General features: G+C 61.5%; 18 protein-coding genes. 8 read left to right on the top strand and 10 right to left on the bottom strand.

Annotated elements, in window-relative coordinates; genetic code table 11:
* Positions 1–28 precede the first annotated feature (28 nt).
* Both ACLEJR_RS10210 and gpmI read right to left on the bottom strand, forming a co-directional pair.
* Positions 29–1321, bottom strand: a complete 1293-nt coding sequence (locus tag ACLEJR_RS10210) for a murein hydrolase activator EnvC family protein (RefSeq protein WP_440813659.1) — start codon at positions 1319–1321, stop codon at positions 29–31.
* Positions 1322–1637: 316 nt separating this feature from the next.
* Entirely contained in the window at positions 1638–3167 is a 1530-nt protein-coding gene (gene gpmI, locus ACLEJR_RS10205; RefSeq protein WP_440813657.1) for a 2,3-bisphosphoglycerate-independent phosphoglycerate mutase, read from the bottom strand.
* Positions 3168–3317: 150 nt separating this feature from the next.
* On the opposite strand from gpmI, the gene ACLEJR_RS10200 reads away from it, so the two are divergent.
* From ACLEJR_RS10200 to secB, 3 genes are read left to right on the top strand one after another with little or no spacing between them, the layout of a single operon-like run.
* Complete coding sequence (locus ACLEJR_RS10200) at positions 3318–3731, top strand: rhodanese-like domain-containing protein (RefSeq protein ID WP_440796641.1); 414 nt, start codon at positions 3318–3320, stop codon at positions 3729–3731.
* Position 3732: 1 nt separating this feature from the next.
* A complete protein-coding gene (gene grxC, locus ACLEJR_RS10195; protein WP_440813655.1) occupies positions 3733–3987 on the top strand; it encodes a glutaredoxin 3 in 255 nt (84 codons plus the stop codon).
* Between the two features lie 40 nt (positions 3988–4027).
* The gene (gene secB, locus ACLEJR_RS10190) at positions 4028–4510 is read left to right on the top strand and encodes a protein-export chaperone SecB (RefSeq protein WP_440796639.1); all 483 of its coding nucleotides are present in this window, start codon (positions 4028–4030) and stop codon (positions 4508–4510) included.
* 145 nt (positions 4511–4655) lie between these two features.
* Here secB and trmL read toward each other — a convergent pair whose 3' ends face one another.
* Positions 4656–5111, bottom strand: a complete 456-nt coding sequence (trmL, locus tag ACLEJR_RS10185) for a tRNA (uridine(34)/cytosine(34)/5-carboxymethylaminomethyluridine(34)-2'-O)-methyltransferase TrmL (RefSeq protein ID WP_440813652.1) — start codon at positions 5109–5111, stop codon at positions 4656–4658.
* On the opposite strand from trmL, the gene ACLEJR_RS10180 reads away from it, so the two are divergent.
* Complete coding sequence (locus ACLEJR_RS10180) at positions 5110–5550, top strand: hypothetical protein (protein ID WP_440813650.1); 441 nt, start codon at positions 5110–5112, stop codon at positions 5548–5550. The two genes, trmL and ACLEJR_RS10180, sit on opposite strands and share 2 nt — an antisense overlap.
* A 706-nt stretch (positions 5551–6256) precedes the next feature.
* Here ACLEJR_RS10180 and ntrC read toward each other — a convergent pair.
* From ntrC to glnA, 6 genes are all read right to left on the bottom strand, one after another.
* On the bottom strand, positions 6257–7693 hold the full coding sequence (gene ntrC / locus ACLEJR_RS10175) for a nitrogen regulation protein NR(I) (protein ID WP_440796636.1): 1437 nt from the start codon (positions 7691–7693) through the stop codon (positions 6257–6259).
* Positions 7690–8775, bottom strand: coding sequence for a nitrogen regulation protein NR(II) (gene glnL / locus ACLEJR_RS10170; RefSeq protein WP_440796635.1), 1086 nt, complete (start codon positions 8773–8775; stop codon positions 7690–7692). Before glnL ends, ntrC begins: the two co-directional genes overlap by 4 nt.
* A gap of 231 nt (positions 8776–9006) precedes the next feature.
* Complete coding sequence (locus ACLEJR_RS10165) at positions 9007–9630, bottom strand: DUF4124 domain-containing protein (RefSeq protein ID WP_440813649.1); 624 nt, start codon at positions 9628–9630, stop codon at positions 9007–9009.
* Positions 9627–10142: a DUF4124 domain-containing protein gene (locus tag ACLEJR_RS10160; RefSeq protein WP_440813648.1), complete on the bottom strand. Its 516-nt coding sequence runs from the start codon at positions 10140–10142 to the stop codon at positions 9627–9629. The genes ACLEJR_RS10165 and ACLEJR_RS10160 overlap by 4 nt, the downstream gene beginning before the upstream one ends.
* A gap of 322 nt (positions 10143–10464) precedes the next feature.
* The gene (locus ACLEJR_RS10155; protein ID WP_440813646.1) at positions 10465–11019 is read right to left on the bottom strand and encodes a chorismate mutase; all 555 of its coding nucleotides are present in this window, start codon (positions 11017–11019) and stop codon (positions 10465–10467) included.
* Between the two features lie 115 nt (positions 11020–11134).
* Complete coding sequence (glnA, locus tag ACLEJR_RS10150) at positions 11135–12541, bottom strand: glutamate--ammonia ligase (RefSeq protein WP_024778072.1); 1407 nt, start codon at positions 12539–12541, stop codon at positions 11135–11137.
* Between the two features lie 327 nt (positions 12542–12868).
* On the opposite strand from glnA, the gene thiI reads away from it, so the two are divergent.
* Both thiI and typA read left to right on the top strand, forming a co-directional pair.
* A complete protein-coding gene (gene thiI / locus ACLEJR_RS10145; RefSeq protein WP_440813644.1) occupies positions 12869–14323 on the top strand; it encodes a tRNA uracil 4-sulfurtransferase ThiI in 1455 nt (484 codons plus the stop codon).
* 139 nt (positions 14324–14462) lie between these two features.
* Complete coding sequence (gene typA / locus ACLEJR_RS10140; protein WP_440796630.1) at positions 14463–16283, top strand: translational GTPase TypA; 1821 nt, start codon at positions 14463–14465, stop codon at positions 16281–16283.
* A 189-nt stretch (positions 16284–16472) separates the two neighbouring features.
* Here typA and ACLEJR_RS10135 read toward each other — a convergent pair whose 3' ends face one another.
* Positions 16473–16910 (bottom strand): YkgJ family cysteine cluster protein, encoded by a 438-nt coding sequence (locus ACLEJR_RS10135; RefSeq protein WP_245138546.1) that lies wholly within the window; start codon positions 16908–16910, stop codon positions 16473–16475.
* A 255-nt stretch (positions 16911–17165) separates the two neighbouring features.
* Between ACLEJR_RS10135 and ACLEJR_RS10130 the strand changes: the two genes are divergently transcribed.
* Positions 17166–19616: a glycogen/starch/alpha-glucan phosphorylase gene (locus tag ACLEJR_RS10130; RefSeq protein ID WP_440813641.1), complete on the top strand. Its 2451-nt coding sequence runs from the start codon at positions 17166–17168 to the stop codon at positions 19614–19616.
* A gap of 283 nt (positions 19617–19899) precedes the next feature.
* Positions 19900–23529 (top strand): DUF2339 domain-containing protein, encoded by a 3630-nt coding sequence (locus ACLEJR_RS10125; protein WP_440813638.1) that lies wholly within the window; start codon positions 19900–19902, stop codon positions 23527–23529.
* Positions 23530–23553 lie beyond the last annotated feature (24 nt).

The raw sequence follows: 23553 nt of genomic DNA, 5'->3' as shown, positions 1-23553 counted from the left end.
AACGAACTCCTGAAGTGGATGGGCGCGCTTATCCTTGCGCACGACACCATTGGGCCGGGTCGCTGGGGCGACCCTGCTGACGAATAGCGAAATACAGCGCTGGCGTGTCCTGCCCGCCACTGTTGCCGACCGTGGAAATGGACTCACCGGCCTTGACCACGTCGCCCGCTGACTTGAGCAGCGTCTGGTTGTGGCCGTACAGGCTCAAGTAACCGTTGCCATGATCGAGGATGACCAGCAAACCGGCACCCCGCAGCCAGTCGGCGAATACCACACGCCCGCCGTGTACGGCATGGACCTGGCTGCCGGCGGAGGCGCTGATCATCACGCCGTCCCACTTGGTGCGGGTGTCGTCGCCACGGGTTTCACCGAAGCGTGCCAGTAATCGACCATTGACCGGCCATGGAAGTTTTCCCCGGGCCGAAGCAAATGCACCGCCAAAGGTTTCGCCATCACTGGAAACCAGCGCGCCGGGCGTGGATCTGGCCGGTTTGCGCGGCGCGTCGTCAGCGTCGGCTTCGGCCTGGGCTTCACGCAAACGCTTTTTTTCGGCTTCCTGCTGGGCGATCAGCGCTTTCTGGCGCGCTTCTTCTGCCTCACGAGCCTGGCGGGCCAGGGTTTCTTCGATGGTTTTCAAGACATTGGCCAGCTCGGCCTGGTCCTGCTCGCGGGCCTTGAGCTTGCTGTCGCGGGCCTTCACGTCGTCGTTGAGCTTGGCCAGGGCCACCTGGCGTTCCTTGCGCACCTTTTCCAGTTCGTCGCGCTGGGTGTCGAGGCTGCTTTTCTGCACGAGCAGTTGGGCTTGCTGCAATTCGATGTCTTTTTCGACATTCGCCAGCTGGCGCAGGGTTTCGTTGAAATTCTTGAGTTGCTCCAGGCGGGCCTGGCTCAGGTAATCGTAGTAGGTGAGGGTGCGGGCGAATTTCTCGGGGTTCTGCTGGTTGAGCAGCAGCTTGAGATATTCCTGGCGGCCGCTCTGGTAGGCCGCGCGGGCCTGGATGGCGATCAGGTGCTGCTGTTCAGTGCGCGCGCTCTGGAGTTTTTTTTTCTCGCCATCGAGTCGCTGCAGCTCGGATTCGCTTTTCTTCAGTTCTTTCTGCAGGGCCTCGACCTGTTTCTCCAGCTTGCCCATCTCGGTCTCGGTGCCGCGCAGGTCTTTCTGCACGCTGGATTTCTCTTCCTGCAACTTGCCCAGCAGTTTCTTCAGTTCGGCAATGTCCTGACGCGTGGCGTCCAACTGCTGTTGGGTTTGCGCGCGCTCGTCAGCGAAGGCCGGTTGGAGCAGGCAGGTCAGAGCAAGGGCTATCAGGACGCGAAGCATAGAGGCGGGCGACACCAGGGTAAGGGACGGCCTAGTATGCCCGTCCGACGCTGCAAAAAAAACGCCCATTTGGGGCTGTGTGATAACTGGCCGGCAAAACACCCCAAAACCAATGTGGGAGCGGGTTTGCTGTCCACTCAAGGCAATGACAAACCCGTGGCGAGGGAGCTTGCTCCCGCTGGGCCGCGAGGCGGCCCCAAAACCTGCCAAATGCGGAGGATCAGACACCGCACCCGCCGGTTTACGACTGCTTCGCAGCCGAGCGGGAGCAAGCTCCCTCGCCACGACAAGCCAATGCTCGGAGACTATGTATTGATCAGACCAGAATCGAAGTCCCGGTCATCTGCGCCGGTTTTTCCATCCCCAGCAGCATCAGCATGGTCGGCGCCACGTCCGCCAGCACGCCGCCTTCGCGGACCTTGAAGTCACGCTTGCCCACATAGATGAACGGCACCGGCTCGGTGGTGTGGGCGGTGTGGGCCTGGCCGGTGGATTCATCGGACATCTGCTCGACGTTGCCGTGGTCGGCGGTGATCAGCGCTTCGCCGCCGACTTTTTCCAGGGCATCGACGATGCGCCCTACGCAGGTGTCCAGGCATTCCACGGCCTTGACCGCCGCTTCGAACACGCCGCTGTGGCCGACCATGTCGCCGTTGGCGTAGTTGACCACGATCACGTCGTAGCGCTGGTTTTCAATGGCGTCGACGATGCGGTCGGTCACTTCCGGCGCGCTCATCTCCGGTTGCAGGTCGTAGGTGGCGACTTTCGGCGAAGGAATCAGGATGCGCTCTTCACCAGGGAAGGGCTCCTCACGACCGCCCGAGAAAAAGAACGTCACGTGGGCGTACTTCTCGGTTTCGGCGATGCGCAACTGAGTCTTGCCGTTTTTCGCCAGGTAGTCGCCCAGCACGTTTTCCAGGCTGCCGGCGGCAAAGGCCGATGGCGCGGGGATGCTGGCGGCGTATTGGGTCAGCATCACGAAGCCGGCGAGTTGTGGCTGGCGGGCGCGGTCGAATTCCTTGAAATCGTCCTCGACGAAAACGCGGGTGAGCTCGCGGGCGCGGTCGGCACGGAAGTTCATGAACACCACAGCGTCGCCGTCTTCGACTTTGACCGGTTCGCCAATGATGGTGGCCTTGACGAACTCGTCGCTTTCACCGCGCTCATAAGCCGCTTGCAAGCCTTCCTGGGCGGTGGCCGCGCTGAATTCGGCGTTGCCGTCGACGATCAGGTTATAGGCTTGGGCGACGCGGTCCCAACGGTTGTCGCGGTCCATGGCGTAGTAGCGACCGACGATGCTGGCGATACGACCTTTGCCCAGGGCCTGGAACGTGGCGTCCAGCAGCTCGATCGACGAGGCGGCGCTTTTGGGCGGGGTGTCACGGCCATCGAGGAAGGCGTGCAGATAGATTTTCTCGGCGCCGCGCTTGGAGGCCAGTTCGGCCATGGCGATCAGGTGGTCCTGGTGGCTGTGGACGCCACCGTCGGACAGCAGGCCCATGAAGTGCACGGCCTTGCCGGCGGCCACGGCTTTGTCGACGGCGGCGCAGATGGTCGGGTTCTCGAAGAACTCGCCGTCGCGGATCGCTTTGGTCACGCGGGTGAAGTCCTGGTAAACCACGCGGCCGGCGCCGAGGTTCATGTGACCGACTTCGGAGTTGCCCATCTGCCCGTCGGGCAGGCCGACATCCATGCCACTGCCGGAGATCAGGCCGTTCGGCACACTGGCCCAGAGGCGGTCCAGCACCGGCTTTCGGGCTGCGTACACGGCGTTGGATTCGTGGCTGTCGCTGTGGCCGAAGCCGTCGAGAATCATCAGGACCAAAGGTTTAGGCGTGGTAGTCATGGAATCCTCGTGGCTGCTTGAAAGAAGACGATGCAAAAGGGACGGGCAGTTTAAAGGTAAGTTCCGGTGGCGTCACCGCCGGGCGGGGTTTGGCCGGCCTTGCGTGCTGTGTATACTGGCCGACATTTTAACGCCCTGGAACCTCCTTCGATGGTTGCTCACCTGATTCAATTTGCCACTAACCACTACATTCTCGTTGGTATCTTCGTCGTACTGCTGGCGTTGCTGATTGCCCATACGATGCAGGGCGGCGGCCGCAGCCTGAGCACGGGCGAGTTGACGGCGCTGGTCAACAAGGACGCCGGCGTGGTGGTGGATATCCGCCCGAGCAAGGAATACGCCACCGGTCACATCGTCGGTGCGGTGAACATTCCCCAGGACAAACTGATGGCGCGCATCGGCGAGCTGGAAAAGCACAAGGCCAAGACGCTGATCCTGGTGGACGCCCAAGGCCAGCACGCCGGCACCCATGCCCGCGAGCTGATGAAGTCCGGTTTCACCGCCGCCAAACTGTCCGGTGGCGTTGCCAGCTGGAAAGCCGACAACCTGCCCCTGGTGAAGTGAGATGACCCACGTCGTTGTCTATTCCAGCGATTACTGCCCCTATTGTTCCCGGGCCAAGTTCCTGCTTCAGAACAAAGGCGTGGCTTTCGAAGAAATCAAGGTCGACGGCAAGCCGCAACTGCGCGCCGAAATGACCCGCAAGGCCGGACGCACCTCCGTGCCGCAGATCTGGATCGGCGACACCCATGTGGGCGGTTGCGATGATCTGTTCGCCCTGGAGCGCGCCGGCAAGCTCGACGCGATGCTCAATGCCTGAATTCCCCATTAATAGAACCTGAAAGTAAGAAGGATCTGCGATGACTGACCAACAGAACACAGCTGCCAGCGAAGAAGAAGCCGCACCGCAATTCTCCTTGCAGCGCATTTATGTACGTGACCTGTCCTTCGAAGCCCCAAAAAGCCCGGCGATCTTTCGTCAGCAGTGGGAGCCGAGCGTAGGCCTGGACCTGAACACCCGTCAGAAAGCCCTGGAAGAGGACTTCCACGAAGTGGTGCTGACTCTGTCGGTGACCGTGAAAAACGGTGAAGAAGTGGCGTTCATCGCTGAAGTGCAGCAGGCCGGTATCTTCCTGATCAAGAACCTCGATGCCGCTTCGATGAGCCACACCCTGGGCGCGTTCTGCCCGAACATCCTGTTCCCTTATGCCCGCGAAGCCCTGGACAGCCTGGTCACCCGCGGCTCGTTCCCGGCCCTGATGCTGGCGCCGGTGAACTTCGACGCTCTGTACGCCCAGGAACTGCAGCGCCTGCAGCAGGAAGGCGGCGCGACCGTTCAGTAGGCAACGTCGCTTCTGTTCGCGAGGTACAAAACTTGTGGGAGCGAGCTTGCTCGCGATAGCGGTGTATCAGTCAGCAGTAACATTGACTGACCCAGCGTTATCGCGAGCAAGCTCGCTCCCACAGGTGTCTCTGGCAGGCTGAGCCTCAGGCGAAGCCATTCTGCCGCCAGGCCTCATAGACAGCCACCGCCACCGTGTTGGACAAGTTCAGGCTACGACAGCCTTCACGCATTGGCAGGCGCAGGCGCTGCTCGGCTGGCAGGTTATCCAGCACATCGGCCGGCAGCCCGCGGCTTTCCGGGCCGAACAGGAACGCATCGCCGGCGACGAAACGGGCGTCGTGGAACGGCCGCGAGCCCTTGGTGGTGAAAGCAAACAGCCGCGGATGCCCGAGGCTTTCCAGACAACTGGCCAGGTCGGCGTGACGCTGCAAGGTGGCATACTCATGGTAGTCGAGTCCGGCACGGCGCAGGCGCTTGTCGTCCATTTCAAAGCCCAGCGGCTCGATCAGATGCAGGTGGCAGCCACTGTTGGCGCACAGCCTGATGACATTGCCGGTATTCGGCGGAATTTCCGGTTGAAAAAGGATGACGTGAAACATGCACGGCTCCGAAGATAAAGATGAGCGGCATTCTACGCCGCAAACCTATCAACGTTCGAAGCTAATGCTTCGGGTGATGGGTTCCCTGGCGATCTTCGGCATGATGGTCGGGCTTATGATCGGGCGCCTGACCACGCCTGAACCGGTCGAATTGCAAAAGATTGAGGTGAGCGACGGGAAGCTGGTGGCCTGGTTCAACGACGAACCCAAGTTGCATGGCGAAATCATCGACGGTTCGGTTGCGCTGTTGTTCGATGCCGAGGGGCGGGCGCAGAAGGGCCAGTTCAAGCTCGACGGCAAGGACGTCAATTGGCGCGTGCGATTGAGTGACAAGGGGTTGTTGCTGACGCTGGTGGCGGCGCGTCCGTTGCGGGGGGACTGGGCCGGCAGCGAGGTGGATGACCGCTGGCGGCTGGAGGTCCGTCTCCAGGAGCAATAAAAGAGGGAATCCCCGGCCTGCCTGTACCAAGGTTCCCGAAACGGAAGGGCTCGCGGCTTGCGCACAGCCCTGGGTGTAAAGAAGGGAAACCTTGACCTGCCTGTATCAAGGCCCCCAAAACGTTGGGCTCGATGAGCCCGGATAAAATGGGGAATCCCCGGCCTGCCTGTACCAAGGTCCCCGAAACTGGGTAGTGATGGGGTTATTGCAGGGGGCGTGCCAGGTTTAAATGGTTTGTCACAGAATTTTACTGATTGAGGCCAAAGGCCCCGGATTGCGGGGCTTTCGCGTTTTTGTGGATAGGATTTTTTGAGGTGGGGCGATTGTTTTGGGTTGCCAGGGCACGCGCGGTTGCGGTTCGTGGTGCATTGAAACGGTGCACTCAAGTCTCTAGGGAATCGCGAAGGCGTTTTTAATTGTGGGAGCGAGCCAGCTCCGGGCGGCGATCAGACGATCGCGTCACTCCAGGCAACCCAAAGCCCGTGGCGAGGGAGCTTGCTCCCGCTCGGCTGCGCAGCAGTCGCAAGATCGGGTCATGCGATTTGCCGGGAGAAATGCAGGGGCCTGCTTCGCAGGCCAGCGGGAGCAAGCTCCCTCGCCACGTTGGATTTGTGCTGAGTCGAAACTCGAGATCAACCACGGCCCCCCCTGTGGGAGCGAGCCTGCTCGCGATTGGCCTTCAAGGTAGACGAGAACTCAGGCTCCGTTAGCCCTCATCCCCTTCATCATCATCCCCACCATCGACCTTCATCCCCAGTTCCTTGATCTTGCGGGTCAAGGTGTTGCGGCCCCATCCCAGCAGCACGGCGGCATCGCGGCGGCGACCGGCGGTGTGTTTGAGGGCGGTTTCGATCATGATCCGCTCGAAACTCGGGACGGCGCTGTCCAGCAGGTTCGACTGGCCGCGAGCCAGGGCCTGGTCGGCCCATTGGCGCAGGGCTTGTTCCCAGTTGGTCACCGGTGCCGAATCCTGCGGCAGGCTCAGCAATTCCGGCGGCAGGTCGCTGATGTGTACTTCACGGCCCGAAGCCATGACCGTGATCCAGCGGCAGGTATTCTCCAACTGCCGGACGTTGCCGGGCCATGGCAGATTTTTGAGGTATTCCTCGGTTTCGCCCTTGAGCAGCTTGGGTTCCACCGCCAGTTCCTGTGCCGCCCGGCTCAGGAAGTGCCGCGCCAGGGTTGGGATGTCTTCCCGGCGATCTGCAAGGCGCGGGATGTGGATGCGGATCACGTTCAGGCGATGGAACAGGTCCTCACGGAATTTCCCGGCGTGGACCAGCGTTTCCAGGTTCTGGTGGGTCGCGGCGATGATGCGCACATCGACCTTGACTGGCGTATGCCCGCCCACTCGGTAGAACTCGCCGTCCGCCAGCACCCGCAGCAGGCGAGTCTGGGTGTCGGCCGGCATGTCGCCGATTTCATCGAGGAACAAAGTGCCGCCGTCCGCCTGCTCGAAGCGTCCGCGGCGCAGATTGGCGGCCCCGGTGAACGCGCCCTTTTCGTGGCCGAACAGCTCGGACTCCATCAAATCCTTGGGAATCGCCGCCATGTTCAGCGCAATGAACGGTGAGGCTGCCCGCGGGCTGTGGCGGTGCAGGGCATGGGCCACCAGTTCTTTACCGGTGCCCGACTCGCCGTTGATCAGCACGGTGATGTTGGAGTGGCTCAAGCGCCCGATGGCGCGAAACACTTCCTGCATGGCCGGCGCTTCGCCGATGATTTCCGGGGTGCGGGCCAGGGCCGGTACCTCCTCCATGCCCTGTTGCTCCTGGGCGTGCTGATTGGCGCGCTTGACCAGCGACACCGCTTCATCGACATCGAACGGCTTGGGCAGGTATTCGAAAGCCCCGCCCTGGTACGACGCGACGGCGCTGTCCAGGTCCGAGTGGGCGGTCATGATGATCACCGGCAGCCGTGGGTGCTGTTCGCGAATCCGCGCCAGCAGGTCCAGGCCACTGGCGCCCGGCATGCGGATATCGGAGATGATGACGTCCGGTTGCTGACGGGCCAGGCGGCTCATCACCCCGTCGGCGCTGTCGAAGCTCTGGGTGGTCATGCCTTCCTGTTGCAAGGCTTTTTCCAGGACCCAACGGATAGAACGGTCGTCATCGACGATCCACACGGTTTCACTACGGCTCATGTCGATGTGGCTCCTTGTTCCAGTGGCAGGAAGATCGAGAAGGTGGTGTGGCCGGGGTGGCTTTCACACTCGATCAAGCCCTGATGCTGACTGATGATGTTCTGGGTAATGGCCAGGCCCAGCCCGGTACCGTCCGGGCGGCCGCTGACCATGGGAAAAAAGATGGTTTCCTGAAGTTCGGTCGGAATGCCGGGGCCGTTGTCGGTGATTTCGATCTTGGTCACCAGGCGATGACGCACATGGCCGATGGTGAACTGGCGCATGGCCCGTGTGCGCAGGCTGATGCGGCCCAGGCGCAGTTCGTTCTGGGTGCTGATGGCCTGCATCGCATTACGCACGATATTGAGCACCGCCTGGATCATCTGTTCGCGGTCGATCAATACGTCGGGGATGCTTGGGTCATAGTCGCGCACCAGGGTGATGCAGCCCTGGCTTTCCGCTTCTACCAGGCTGCTCACCCGTTCCAGTACCTCATGGACATTGCACAGCGCCAGGGACGGCAGTTTGTTCGAGCCGAGCATGCGGTCCACCAGGTTTCGCAGGCGGTCGGCTTCTTCGATGATGACGTTGGTGTAGTCCTTGAGACTTTCTTCCGGCAGTTCGCGGGCGAGCAACTGCGCCGCACCGCGAATTCCACCGAGGGGGTTCTTGATCTCATGGGCCAGGCCACGCACCAGCATCTTGCTGGTTTCCTGCTTGGACAGTTGCGCCTCTTCCTTGGTGATGCGCAGCAGGCGATCGCGAGGATGGACTTCCAACAGCAGCAGGGTGGTGCCGTTGTTCAGGATCGGCGTCACTGCGTAGTCCACGGTCAGGGTCTGGCCGGTCAGGGCGGTGAGCATCGCTTCGCGCTTGGTGAACGGATGCGCTTGCTCCACTGCCTGGCGCAGGGAATTGAGCGCCTCGGCGGATTCGGTGAATAGCTCGCTGATGAACTGCCCGTGGCTGCGCTGGCCGCTGACGGCCAGCAGCATCTCGGCCGCCGGGTTCATGTACTCGAGGCGCAGCTGGGCGTCGAGCAGGATGGTCGCGGTGGTGAGATTGTCGAGCAGCAAGCGGTGTAGTGCGTCGCTAATGGTCATCAGGACCTCTTTTGGAGCGTAGCAGGCACGCGTATGACGCGCTGGTATCAGGAAAATGCAAAAACCAAACCAAGGCTCGAAAAACAAGCGTTTAGAGCCTCGAACGAGACTTTAAGGGCCCGTTTTCGTGGCTTTCTGCCAGCTTCTCCGGGTACTTTCGAACCAAAATGGGATGGAATCTGGGTAGGGTGCAAATGATTGCACCACTATAGTGCGCGACAATGGGGCAAATCAGAAAAAGGGCAGGATGCTCACGTCTTCTTCTTCCGGTTTCTCGGCAAGAGGGCATTCGGGACGCTGGCCGTAATCGGTCGTGGCGCAGGGTTTGATACGGCGCTTTTGCGCCAGGGACATGCGTTGCATGTGGAACGGTTGGTTGGCGGTGCGCTCGACGGTGCGGCCTTGCTCGTCGAGGATTTCCACGGACAGGTGATGGGTGCCGCGATCGATGTTGCTCAGGGCGAACACCGGGCTTGGCCCCGCTTCGCCGATGGGTTGGCCATCAAGCAGCAGGCGGTAGCGGTGACCTCTTTTCAGGCCCGGTTCGCTGGTCGCGGTGACGATCAGCTCGCCGGCGGTGCTGCGGATCGTGGCGTCCGGCTCGGGAATCAGGAGCCTGAGCATTTCGTAATGAAATTGAGGTTTCGGCGCTTCTTCAGGCGCAGGCGCCGCGATGTCGCCTGTAGGCGGGGGCGGCATGCGGTTGCCCGGCGACAGCTGGATTTTCTTTGCATTGCCGGGGCGCGGCTGGTCGGTGAAGACGCGATTGCCTTGGGCGTCGATATAGGTATAGACCTGCGCCAGTGCCGGTAACGCGGCCAGCGACAGGCCCAGGGCGAGCAGCCAACGGTTCACGGCCGGTGCACCCGCTGTACGGTGAAGGTGACGGTTTCGCTCTGCTGCACCAGCGTGTCGCCATCGATCACCTGCACCGCCAGGCTGTGCTCGCCACGGTCAATGTTCACCAATTGCAGGCGCGGCACATTCGTCGGCTGGCCGTAGGGCTGGCCATCCAGCAACAGCCGGAACAGATGCGGGCTTCGCAGGCGCGGTTGGATCCGCACGCCGACAGTAAAGGTTCCGTTGTTGGCGCGCAGGGCCTCTTCGGTGGGGATGTCCGTCAGTGCCAGGGTTTGATAGGCGTCAGGCGTTTCGTCGGGGTTGGGTGACGGGGCGGGTGTGCCCTGGTCGGTGGGGGGCTGGTGCTCGATGCTATTGAGCGGCGGCAGCTCCACCGTCTGGGCCGGCACGCCCTGGGGCGGCTGGTTGCTGTAGGCAGTGTTGCCGTTGGCGTCGGTGTATTTGTAGATCTGCGCTGCCACAGGCAGTGAAAGCAGCAATAGCATTCCTGGAAAAACACGCCCCATAAGATCGACCGAGAATTGAAAGTGTTGGGTTGCAGCATAGGCCAGGGAGGGCGGTTGGCCCAATCCGAACGCTGAAGTACCTTGTGGGAGCGAGCCTGCTCGCGATAGCGGTTCGTCAGTCAACATCAGTACTGGCTGACCGGACGCCATCGCGAGCAGGCTCGCTCCCACATGAGCTGTGGTGCTCACAAAAGCTGGGTCCGACACAAAACCACCGTGGGAGCGAGCTTGCTCGCGATGAGGCCATCACCTCCAACATCCTTGCTGGCTGACACACCGCTATCGCGAGCAGGCTCGCTCCCGCAAGAGAATGTGTGTTTGCCTAGTTTTTGACCACGCACAACCCCCCGGTCGCGCGGATCAGGGCCAGTCGGTGGATCGGATGCTGCTTGTTTTTGTGAGTGGCGCGGGCCAGCCATTGCGGGCACTGCGGGTCGGTGCGGTAGGGGGCGAAGTCGGCGAGTTGTTGCAACAGGCGTTTCTGCAATCGATCAAGTTGCGGGCGGATCTCGCCCACCAGGTCCGGGCGTGGCAGGTCCGGCGCTTTGCCTTCCAGGGCCCAGTCGGATAGCTCGATGTATTGCACCATTTTGTTGGCTTCTATCTGGGCGGCGAAAAAAGCTTCCACGGTTTCGCCCGTCAGCTTGTAGGCCGGTGCCTGAGCCACCGCGGCGGCAATCACTTCACGCTCGCGCTGGCGGTCTTCCACCGGCTTTTGACTGTCCCATTTGCTCAGCGCCACCTGGTTGGCAAGGGCGATACGTTCGCCAATGGCGTTAAGCAGCGGGGTAAGGGCCTCGGGGGCCGGGCTGGCTTCGGCGGCAGCGGCCATCAGCGCGGCTGAGAGGGCAAGGCAGAGCTTGAAGCGCAAAGTCATGGACGGTCTCTCGTTATCGGTGGGTGACGCATGATGCACGTATATCGCGCCCACAAAAAAGGCCTCCCGAAGGAGGCCTCTCTTGATTCACGCCGCGTGGGGCGGCGCTACCGGATCAGCAGCTGTAGTACAGCTCATATTCCAGTGGGTGTACGAAGGTGCGGACCTTGATTTCTTCTTCGCTTTTCAGTGCGATGTAAGCGTCGATGAAGTCATCGCTGAATACGCCGCCCTTGGTCAGGAACGCACGGCCCTTGTCCAGCTCTTCCAGGGCTTCTTTCAGGCTGCCGCAAACCTGTGGGATTTCCTTGGCCTCTTCAGGCGGCAGGTCATACAGGTTCTTGTCGGCGGCATCGCCAGGGTGGATCTTGTTCTGGATACCGTCCAGGCCGGCCATCATCAGTGCAGCGAAGGCCAGGTACGGGTTGGCAGCCGGATCCGGGAAGCGCGCTTCGATACGGCGGGCTTTAGGGCTGTTCACGTAAGGAATACGGATCGAGGCGGAACGGTTGCGAGCCGAGTAGGCCAGCATTACCGGCGCTTCGAAGCCTGGGACCAGACGCTTGTAGGAGTTGGTGGACGGGTTGGTGAAGCCGTTCAGCGCCTTACCGTGCTTGATGATGCCGCCGATGAAGTACAGGGCGGTGTCCGACAGCCCGGCATAGCCTTCGCCAGCGAAGGTGTTCTTGCCGTCCTTGGAGATCGACACGTGGACGTGCATGCCCGAACCGTTGTCGCCATACAGTGGCTTGGGCATGAATGTCGCGGTGCGGCCGTAAGCGTCGGCAACGTTGTGCACGACATACTTCAGGGTCTGCACTTCGTCAGCCTTCTTGACCAGCGTGTTGAATTTCACGCCGATTTCGTTCTGGCCGGCAGTTGCCACTTCGTGGTGGTGAACTTCGACGGTCTGGCCCATTTCTTCCAGTGCGTTGCACATGGAGGTACGGATTTCATGGTCGAAGTCGAACGGTGGAACCGGGAAGTAGCCGCCTTTCACGCCTGGACGGTGGCCTTTGTTGCCGCCTTCCACGTCCTGGTCGGACATCCAGGAGCCTTGTTCGGAGAAGATCTTGAACATGGAGCCGGAGATGTCGGACTTGAATTTGACCGAGTCGAAGATGAAGAACTCAGGCTCAGGGCCGAAGAATGCAGTGTCGCCGATGCCGGTGGACTTCAGGTATTCCTCGGCGCGGTGGGCGATGGCGCGAGGGTCGCGGTCATAGCCTTGCATGGTCGAAGGTTCGATGATGTCGCAGACCAGGATCAGGGTCGGCTCTTCGGTGAACGGGTCCAGGACGGCGGTTTCGTCGTCCGGCATCAGGATCATGTCGGAGGCTTCGATGCCTTTCCAGCCGGAGATGGAGGAACCGTCGAACATCTTGCCGATTTCAAAGAAATCGTCGTCCAGTGCATCGCGGGCCGGCATGGTCACGTGATGTTGAGTGCCTTTGGTGTCAGTGAAGCGCAGATCAATCCACTTGACGTCATGATCTTTGATGAGTTGAACCGACTTCGACATATGTCCTCCGGGTGGCTTCGGGCGGTAATGGTGTGCCCTAAGATATGGGTGATGCCGGCGCGAATACTCTGCCAAGGCAACCTGCCTCACAAGGGAGCAAATTGCATGCCAGTGCCCCAGCATGGGTTTTTTGCACCAAATCCACGCTTTTGAGCGCTATAAAAGCCGATTGTCAGACAATAACGCACTGCAATGTGGCGCCGTCTATCGTAAATGACCTGTTTTGGTGCGCGCATAATCATCTGCACATTAACTGGTTAAACCTTGAGCAATTTCCGCTATAATCCGCGCCCCCCTTTTTCGGCTGGCCGTTCGCGCGCTGTTTTCATGAAACTTATCGTAAAAGTCTTCCCCGAGATCACCATCAAGAGCCGCCCGGTACGGATGCGTTTCATCCGCCAGTTGGCCAAGAACATCCGTGCCGTGCTCCGAGATCTGGACCCGGTCGTGGTGGTGAATGGCGTGTGGGACAACCTTGAGTTGGAAACACGTGTCAGCGAACCCCGGATCCTCAAGGAAATGACCGAGCGCCTGGGCTGCATGCCCGGCATCGCGCATTTCCTGCAGGTCGATGAATATCCGCTGGGGGATTTCGACGACATCCTCGCCAAATGCATGCTGCATTATGGTGATGCCCTGGCCGGCAAGATTTTTTCGGTGCGCTGCAAGCGCGCCGGCAAGCACCCGTTCAGCTCGATGGACGTTGAGAAATATGTCGGCAGCCAATTGCGCCGGCAATGTGGTGCGGCCGGTATTTCCTTGAAAGACCCGCAAATAGAAGTGCGCATCGAGATCCGTGACCAGCGGCTCTTCGTCATCCATAGCCAGCACAACGGTATCGGCGGCTATCCGCTGGGTTCGCTGGAGCAGACGCTGGTGCTGATGTCCGGCGGTTTCGACTCCACGGTCGCTGCCTACCAGATCATGCGTCGCGGGCTGATGGCTCATTTCTGCTTCTTTAACCTCGGCGGGCGGGCCCATGAGCTGGGCGTGATGGAAGTGGCGCACTTCATCTGGAAGAAGTACGGCAGCTCCCAACGCGTGTTATTTGTGAGTGTGCCGTTCGAAGAAGTCCTCGGCGAGATTCTCGGCAAAGTCGACAACAGTCATATGGGCGTCATTTTGAAGCGTATGATGTTGCGTGCCGCGTCGAGCATCGCCGAGCGCCTGCACATCGATGCGCTGGTCACCGGCGAAGCGATTTCCCAGGTGTCGAGCCAGACGCTGCCGAACCTGTCGGTGATCGACTGCGTCACCGAGAAACTGGTGCTGCGCCCGCTGATCGCCAGCCACAAGCAGGACATCATCGACACGGCCATCGAGATCGGCACGGCCGATTTCGCCCGGCACATGCCGGAGTACTGCGGGGTCATCTCGGTGAACCCGAAGACGGCGGCCAAGCGCGGGCGCGTGGAGCACGAAGAGAAAGAATTCGACATGGCGGTGCTCGAGCGTGCGCTCGAAAACGCCAGGCTGGTGCCGATCGATCGGGTCATCGACGAGTTGGGCCAGGACATTCAGGTTGAAGAAGTCGGCGAAGCACTGGCCGGTCAGATCGTCATCGACATCCGTCACCCGGACGACGCTGAAGACGACCCGCTGGAGATCGCCGGTATCGAGGTACAAACGATGCCGTTCTATGCCGTGAACGCGCGTTTCAAGGAACTGGACCCTACTCGCCAGTACCTGCTGTATTGCGACAAAGGCGTGATGAGTCGCCTGCATGTCCACCATTTGCTCAGTGAGGGGCATGCCAATGTGCGCGTTTATCGACCGAGCTAAGTGCCCGGGGCTGTTTGCCTGTGGCCTGCGTCACCGGCCCCCCGACGCCGCCGGCAAGCTGTAACGGCTTTTGTCGGACTCAACGTAAATCGCTGCCACGACCTGTCAGCACACCGAATCCTCTGATCGAGATACACAAGTGATCGAAAATCTACGCAACATCGCCATCATCGCCCACGTTGACCATGGTAAGACCACCCTGGTAGACAAACTCTTGCGTCAATCCGGCACTCTGGAGCGCAACGAGCTCAACGACGAGCGCGTGATGGACTCCAACGACCAGGAAAAAGAGCGTGGTATTACCATCCTGGCCAAAAACACCGCCATCAACTGGAACGGCTACCACATCAACATCGTGGACACCCCGGGCCACGCCGACTTCGGTGGTGAAGTAGAGCGCGTGATGTCGATGGTCGACTCCGTGCTGCTGCTGGTCGACGCCCAGGACGGCCCTATGCCGCAAACCCGTTTCGTGACCAAAAAGGCTTTCGAAGCCGGTCTCAAGCCGATCGTCGTAATCAACAAGGTCGACCGTCCAGGCGCGCGTCCGGACTGGGTCCTGGACCAGATCTTCGACCTGTTCGACAACCTCGGTGCCACCGAAGAACAGCTGGACTTCAAAGTCGTCTACGCCTCGGCCCTGAACGGCATTGCCGGTCTGGACCACACCGACATGGCTGAAGACATGACCCCGCTGTACCAGTCGATCGTCGACAACGTACCCGCGCCGGCCGTTGACCGTGATGGTCCGTTCCAGATGCAGATCTCTGCCCTGGACTACAACAGCTTCCTGGGTGTGATCGGTGTTGGCCGTATCGCCCGTGGTCGCGTCAAGCCGAACACTCCGGTGGTCGCTATCGACGCCGACGGCAAGAAGCGCAACGGCCGTATCCTCAAGCTGATGGGGCACCACGGTCTGCACCGCGTTGACGTTGAGGAAGCTGCAGCAGGCGATATCGTTTGCATCAGCGGCATGGAAGAGCTGTTCATCTCCGACACCCTGTGCGACCCGACCGCTGTTGAAGCGATGAAGCCGCTGACCGTCGACGAGCCGACCGTTTCCATGACCTTCCAGGTCAACGACTCGCCGTTCTGCGGTAAAGAAGGCAAGTTCGTGACTTCCCGTAACATCAAGGAACGTCTGGACAAAGAGCTGCTGTACAACGTTGCCCTGCGCGTTGAAGAAGGCGACTCGGCTGACAAGTTCAAGGTCTCGGGCCGTGGTGAGCTGCACCTTTCGGTACTGATCGAAACCATGCGTCGCGAAGGCTTCGAAATGGCGGTGGGCCGTCCTGAGGTGATCATCCGTGAAGTGAACGGCACCAAGCAGGAACCGTTCGAAAACGTCACCATCGACATCCCTGAAGAATCCCAGGGCAAGGTGATGGAAGAGATGGGCCTGCGTAAGGGCGACCTGACCAACATGGTGCCGGATGGCAAGGGCCGTGTACGTCTGGAATACAACATCCCCGCTCGTGGCCTGATCGGTTTCCGTAACCAGTTCCTGACCCTGACCAACGGCGCCGGCATCCTGACCTCGATCTTCGATCGCTACGACACCATGAAGTCCGGCCACATGTCCGGCCGTCAGAACGGCGTCCTGGTATCGGTGGAAACCGGCAAGGCGCTGACCTACTCCCTGGAAACCCTCCAGGCGCGTGGCAAGCTGTTCGTCGAGCACGGCCAGGAAATCTACAACGGCCAGATCGTCGGTCTGAACAGCCGTGACAACGATCTGGGTGTGAACCCTACCAAGGGCAAGAAGCTCGACAACATGCGTGCTTCGGGCAAGGACGAAACCATCGCCCTGGTTCCGCCGGTTCGCTTCACCCTGGAACAGGCCCTGGAATTCATCCAGGATGACGAGCTGTGCGAAGTGACGCCGAAGTCGATTCGCCTGCGCAAGAAGATCCTGGACGAAGGCGAGCGTACCCGCGCTGCCAAGAAAGCCAAGAACTGATCGTTAGTTTTGGCTGAATGAAAAACGCCCCCGGTCGTGAGATCGGGGGCGTTTTTTTATGCCTGGAAATGATGTGGCGACTGCTATGGCCTCATCGCGAGCAGGCTCGCTCCCACAGGGACGGCGCTGAACCTGTGGGAGCGAGCCTGCTCGCGATGGCGCCAGACCCGGCGCCGCAGAATCAACCGATCAAAACCGATCCAGCGTCCGCGGACTGCGCTCGCGCTCCACTTCCTTGGGCTTGTACGCGCAATACCCCGGCCGTGGTCCGACCCGCGGATGGTTGCGGCAAGTGTCCGGGCGTTTCTCATAGATGGTGCACAACCGACTCTTGCGGTCCAGGTAAAGGCAATCGTTGTTGCTCATGCGCTGGAGCGTGAAGATCTCGGACTTCTGGTTATAGCGTTCGACGATCCCTTCCTTTTGCAGGCGCTTGGCGATGTTCTTCGGTGGATCGCCCAGCTCGAATTCGTCGACGATGCCGATCCGGATCAGGTCCTTGATCTTGACCTCCACCGGCAGCGTGCAGCAGCTCGACACGCAGGAACCGCACATCGGGGCGGAGTACTTGGCCCAGGTATCGAGTCGGTCGATCTCCGCGGCGGCGATCAGGTTGGGCTTCATCATTCAGGTATACCGGCATGCATCAGGGCGCGCGATCATACCGGGACTGGTGAATTTTTGAACGACCATCTGCCGGTTTTTTTTCTTTCTCTCGAAAGCCTTTCCCGGACCGGCACGGGCCCTGCATTCATTAGCCCATCCGGCATTTCCCTGGCGGCGACTCTCCGGCGCTGGGGCAAAACCACCGAACCAAGAGCCTTTACCCTCTGTCAGACCGTCTAGGCTCAGACAATCCATGTTCGTTCGAGGTCTTCATCAATGACTCAGGAACCACTTGTTCGCGAAGCGGAAGTTGCTGCATTTCGCGATGCCGTGTTGACCAAACTCACTTATGCCGTCGGCAAGGACCCGGATCATGCGTTTGATCACGATTGGTTCGAAGCCATTGCCCTGGCGGCCCGCGACCACATGGTCGAGCACTGGATGGATCACACGCGGCAGATCTACCGCAAGGGTCAGAAGCGTGTCTATTACCTCTCCCTGGAGTTTCTCATTGGCCGTTTGCTCTACGACAGCCTGAGCAACCTCGGCCTGCTGGACACCGCCCGCGAAGCATTGACCGAGCTGGGCGTGGACCTGGAGCGCATTCGTCTGCTGGAACCCGATGCGGCCCTGGGCAACGGCGGCCTCGGCCGGTTGGCAGCGTGCTTCATGGAAAGCATGTCGACCCTGGGCATCGCCGGCCATGGCTATGGCATCCGTTATGAGCACGGCTTGTTCCGCCAGGCCATCGTCGACGGTTGGCAACAGGAGCAGACCGAACACTGGCTGGATTTCGGCAACCCATGGGAATTCGAACGTCCGGAAGTGGTTTACCCGATCGGCTTTGGCGGCAGTGTCGAAACCGTGACCGATGACGCTGGCAGGACCCGGCAAGTCTGGACCCCGGCCGAAACCGTGCGAGCCATTGCCTACGACACCCCAGTGGTGGGCTGGCGCGGCGCCAGCGTCAACACCTTGCGCCTGTGGCGCGCCCGCGCGGTTGAAGACCTGCACCTGGAGCGCTTCAACGCCGGCGACCACCTGGGCGCCGTGGCGGAAGTGGCCCGGGCCGAGAGCATTTCCCGCGTGCTGTACCCCGCCGACAGCACCGAGGCCGGCCAGGAACTGCGCCTGCGCCAGGAATATTTCTTCGTCGCCGCCTCGTTGCAGGACTTGCTGCGCCGTCACCGCAACATGCACACGTCGGTGCTGACCCTGGGCGACCACGCGGCGATCCAGCTCAACGATACTCACCCTTCGATCGCCGTGGCCGAGCTGATGCGCCAACTGGTGGACGTCTATGACGTGGCCTGGGACGCTGCCTGGCAGATCACCCAGGACACGCTGTCCTACACCAACCACACGTTGCTGCCCGAGGCCCTGGAAACCTGGCCAGTGGGGCTGATGGAGCGCATGTTGCCGCGGCACATGCAGATCATCTACCTGATCAACGCCCAGCACATCGACTCGCTGCGGGCCAAGGGTGTGCATGATTTCGACGTGCTGCGCTCGGTTTCGCTGATCGAAGAGGACAACGGTCGCCGGGTGCGCATGGGTAACCTGGCATTCCTCGGTTCCCACAGTGTCAACGGCGTATCCGGTTTGCACACGCAACTGATGCGCAGCACGGTGTTTTCCGAGCTGCACAAGCTCTATCCGGAGCGGATCAACAACAAGACCAACGGCATTACCTTCCGCCGCTGGTTGTTCCAGGCCAACTCGGAATTGACCTCGATGATGGTCGATGCCCTTGGCCCGAGCGTGCTCGACAACCCTGAGGAACGCCTGATCGAACTGGAGCCGTTCGCCGATAAACCGGCGTTCCGCAAACAGTTCGCCGAACAGCGCCTGCACAGCAAGAAAGCCCTGGCTTACCTGATCCACGAACGGCTGGGTGTGGCCGTGAACCCGGCGGCGATGTTCGATGTGCAGGTCAAGCGGATCCACGAGTACAAGCGCCAGTTGCTCAATCTGATGCACACCGTGGCGCTGTACCAGGCGATTCGTGCCGAGCCGGAGGTCGACTGGGTGCCACGGGTGAAAATCTTCGCCGGCAAGGCAGCCGCCAGTTATCACCAGGCCAAGCTGATCATCAAGTTGACCAACGACATCGCCCGGGTGGTCAACAACGACCCGACCGTGCGTGGCTTGCTCAAAGTGGTGTTCCTGCCCAACTACAACGTCAGCCTGGCCGAGAGCATCATTCCAGCGGCGGACCTGTCGGAGCAGATCTCCACTGCCGGCTTCGAAGCGTCGGGCACCAGCAACATGAAATTCGGCCTGAACGGCGCGCTGACCATCGGCACCATGGACGGCGCCAACGTGGAAATGCACGAGCGGGTGGGCGGCGAGCATATGTTCATCTTCGGCCTGACCGCCGAACAGGTCGAGGCGCGCAAGCGCAACGGCGAATTCAGCGCCGCGCCGGACATTGCCGCCTCCCACCGCCTCAACGACGTGTTGCAGGCGATTCGCGGTGGGGTGTTCTCCCCGGACGATCCGATGCGCTACACCGGGCTGGTGGACTCGTTGGTGGACTACGACCGCTTCCTGGTCTGCGCCGACTTCGACTCGTACTGGAACGCCCAGGCCAAGGTCGAGGAGCGTTGGCACGATTCCAAGCAGTGGTGGCGTTCGGCAGTGCTCAACACCGCGCGCATGGGCTGGTTCTCCTCGGACCGGACCATTCGTGAATACGCCACCGATATCTGGAAAGCGCTGGAATAGCCTTTGCTGTCAGAAATGTGAGCGAAGCCCAACGATGGTTGGGCTTCGTCGATATACTAGGCGCCAGTTTCGCCGGGCCCCGATGCCTCGGCTCAGTCAAAATCAGCCCCTGTGGGAGCGAGCCTGCTCGCGATAGCGATTCATCAGTCGACATGTTTGTTGACTGATACACCGTTATCGCGAGCAGGCTCGCTCCCACAGGGTGTGGGCTTGTTCCACTAGACTGATCCAGGCACAGAAAGCCCCGGTCATGCCCGCAACGGGCCGCTTAGGGATATCAACCATGCAATGGATCTTGACGCTGTTGGGCCTGGCTCTCGGCTGGGTGGTGGATGAGTCGCCCGCCGATGCGCTGATAGGCGCATTGGTGGGGCTTGGCATTGCCCAGGTGTTTCGCATCAGGTACCTGGGATCCGAGGCCGCCAGGCAGCAGGTTTTGCTGCAAGCGGCCCAGCAAGAGCTGGTCACGCTGGAGGCGCGTCTGGCGGTGCTGGAACGTGGCACGCTGTACGCTCCCCATGAGCCAGCACCGGCGCCCCAGGCCGCTGCGTCCCAGGCCCACGAACCTGCCGTGCGCCCCGAACCCGAACCCGAGCCGGAACCGGAATTGGTCTGGGAACTGCCGCCGGACCTCGGTCCGATCCCGGCAAGGGCCACGCACGCCAGCCAGCCGTTGCCCGACGACGTCTGGACCCCGGCGCCCGCCGCCTCCAGGCGCGAGTCCCGTAATTTCGACCCGGTAGAGCCCATTGCGCAACCGGCCGTGCCGCGAGGTCCGAATGTGATCGAGCGCGCCTTGGCCGGTGCGCGCAACTGGTTGTTCGGCGGCAACACGGTGCTGCGGGTCGGGGTCGTGCTGTTGTTCCTCGGCCTGGCGTTCCTGCTGCGCTACGCCACCGAAGGCATGGTGGTGCCGATCGAGCTGCGCTACGCCGGCGTCGCGGCCAGCGCGTTGGGGCTGCTGGGCCTGGGCTGGTGGCTGCGTCAGCGCAACAGCAACTATGCGTTGATGCTCCAGGGCACCGGGATCGCGGTGCTGTACCTGACGGTCTTCGCCGCCATGCGCCTGCATCCTCTGCTCGATTCCAAGGCGGCCCTGGGCTTGCTGGTGGCGGTCACGGTGTTTTCGGCGATCCTGGCGGTGACCCAGAACGCCCTGGGCCTGGCGGCCGCGGCGGCGTTGGGCGGATTTGCCGCGCCGATCCTGACGTCCACCGGCAGCGGCAATCATGTGGCGCTGTTCAGCTATTTCATCCTGCTCAATGCCGGCATCCTGGCGATTGCCTGGTTCAAGGCCTGGCGCCTGCTGAACCTGATCGGCTTCGTCGGCACGTTCGGTATCGGCATCGCCTGGGGCCTGCGTTCGTATTCGCCGCAGCTGTTCTTCAGCACCGAGCCGTTCCTGATCGTGTTCTTCCTGATGTACCTGGCGATCGGCTTGCTGTTCACCCGGCGCAAACTGCTGGAAATGAGCGACGCCCCAGAGGATGACAGCCGCGAAGCCTTGCTGCGCTGGTCAGCGAGCAAAGGCGATTATGTCGACGGCACGATGCTGTTCGGTCCCCCGTTGGTGGCCTTCGGCTTGCAGCTCACGCTGGTGATGTTCCTCGATCTTGCCGCAGCGTTCAGCGCGCTGGTCCTAGGCATGATCTACATCGGCCTGGCCCGCGTACTGAAGGGTGGACGCGCCTTGCTGCTGGCCGAAACCTGCCTGGCGCTGGGGGTGATTTTTACCAGCCTGGCGATTCCCCTGGGGCTCGACGCCCGTTGGACCGCAGCAGCATGGGCGGTGGAAGGCGCGGGGATTTTCTGGCTGGGCCTGCGTCAGCAACGCCCCCTGGCCCGTGCGTTTGCCTTGCTGCTGCAACTGGGAGCGGCATGGGCTTTCTTCAGCGAACTGACAGCCGGCGAAAGCAGCCTGCTCCAAGGCTCTCCTTTGGGCGCGTTGATGCTCGGCGGCGCGTTGCTGTTCAGCTTCTATCAACTGCGCAAGGCTGCCCCCGAGCACACCATCAGTTGGGAGCGGCAGGTGCGACCGGTGTTGGCGGTGTCGGGGTTGGCTTCGCTCTATCTATTGGCTCCGCTGTTTTTCCTGACCCACGGCACGGCCATCGCCTGGGCGCTGGCCGGCCTGGCGACGCTGTTCGTGGGCCTGCGCCTGCAATCGCGCAGCTTCCTGTTCACTGCGTTTGCCATCCAACTGTTGGGTGGGGCGTTGTTCCTGTTGCGCCTGCGGGGCGCGCAAGGCGATTCAGCAGCGGTGCTCAACGCCGGCTGGAACGGGTTGTTCAGCGCTTCGTTGATCGGCCTGGCGCTGATCGGCGGCATGTTGCTGGCGGCCCGCGATGAAATGGTGCGGAGCGACGTCCGCTTGTTGCGCGGCTTGTCAGTGGTGCTGCTGGCGGGATTGGTGCTGATCAACCTTGCGGTGCTGTTCGTCCTGCCTTGGCAAACCGCCAGTGGCGTATGGGCCGCCAGCGGCCTGTTGATCATCTGGCTGAGCCTGTACCTGAAGCAGCGGGTGAGCTTTGTGTTCGGGCTGTTACTGCAATTGCTCGGCGGTGCGGCGTTCCTGGTGGCGGGCCCGGCCTTGTTGGGGCCGCTCGATACCGAGGGTCTGCGGCCTCTGGCCCACAGCGGGTTCTGGACGCCATTGGTGCTGGGGTTGGCGGCGCTGGTGGGTGCATGGCGCTTGCAGCGCGGGCATTCGGCGGCGCAATTCGAGGCCTTGAGCTTGCGCCGTTTGTCCGAGTTGCTGCTGGTCTGGGGGGCCGGTTGGTGGGCGTTGGCGTGGGTCAGCGAAGTGCTGCGCTTTGCCCCGATGAACCTGCAAGGCAGCCTGTTGCTGTTGGTCGCGGCGCTCAGCGTGGCGGTGTGGACCGTGCTGGCGCCGCGCCTGAAATGGCCGGCCCTGGGGCTGCTGTGTACGTTGCTGATACCCGCGGCGGGCTGTGTGCTGGTCGCATCCTGGCACAACCGTTATCACCCGGCTGCGGACTTTGGCTGGCTCGCCTGGTTGGCTGTGTTTGGCGTGCATTTTCTTTCCCTCAAGCGTCTGGCGTCGAGCTTGCCGGCCCAGGCACGCAGCACGGCTCATGTGCTCGGCTGCTGGTTGTTGATCGGCGTGCTGGCGCTGGAGCTGCGTTATGGCCTGCTGCTGTTGTCAGAGCAATACAACGCCTGGCGCTGGCTGGGTTGGGCGATCCTGCCGAGCCTGTACCTGATACTGATGGCCGCGCCGCGCGCCTGGCCATGGCCGGTGTCGGCCCAGCCGCGCGAATATCGCGTCTACGCGGCGGTGCCCCTGGCGCTGTTGATGCTCGGTTGGTTCTGGCTGGCCAATACGTTCAGTGACGGTGGCGCCGACCCGTTGCCCTACGTGCCGTTGCTCAACCCGCTGGACCTGGGCTTGCTGTTTGCCTTGTTCGGCGTGTACGTGTGGGCGCGCAGTGCGCTGGCACAATTGGCGATCCGTTGGGCCCATGCCGAGCACATCGCCCAATTGATCGCCGGTGTGTCGTTGTTCGCGTTCTTTACCGCGCTGGTGATGCGCAGCGCTCACCATTGGATTGGCGTACCGTTCGAGCTCGACGCACTGCTCGAATCGATGTTCGTGCAGGCCGGGCTGTCCATCATTTGGACCCTGATCGCTCTGGGCCTGATGATCGGTGGGCATTTGCGCCACCGCCGTGAGGTGTGGCTGATCGGTGCGGCGTTGATCGCCGTGGTGGTCGCCAAGTTGTTCTTTGTCGAATTGAGTAACCGTGGCGGTCTGGCGCGGATCGTGTCGTTCATCGGCGTCGGCGTGCTGTTGCTGGTGGTAGGCTACTTCGCACCGCTGCCGCCAAAACGTCCGGAAACGGTCCCGCCGACGGAACCGCCAATGCCTGTCAATGAGGGAGTGTCATCTTGAGTCGCACGTTGAGTCGGATCGGCC

The sequence above is a fragment of the Pseudomonas sp. SMN5 genome (assembly GCF_052041925.1).
In the GTDB taxonomy this organism is placed as follows: Bacteria; Pseudomonadota; Gammaproteobacteria; order Pseudomonadales; family Pseudomonadaceae; genus Aquipseudomonas.
The sequence above is the reverse complement of the archived record's forward strand: the minus strand, read 5'-3'. Positions and strand labels throughout refer to the sequence as shown.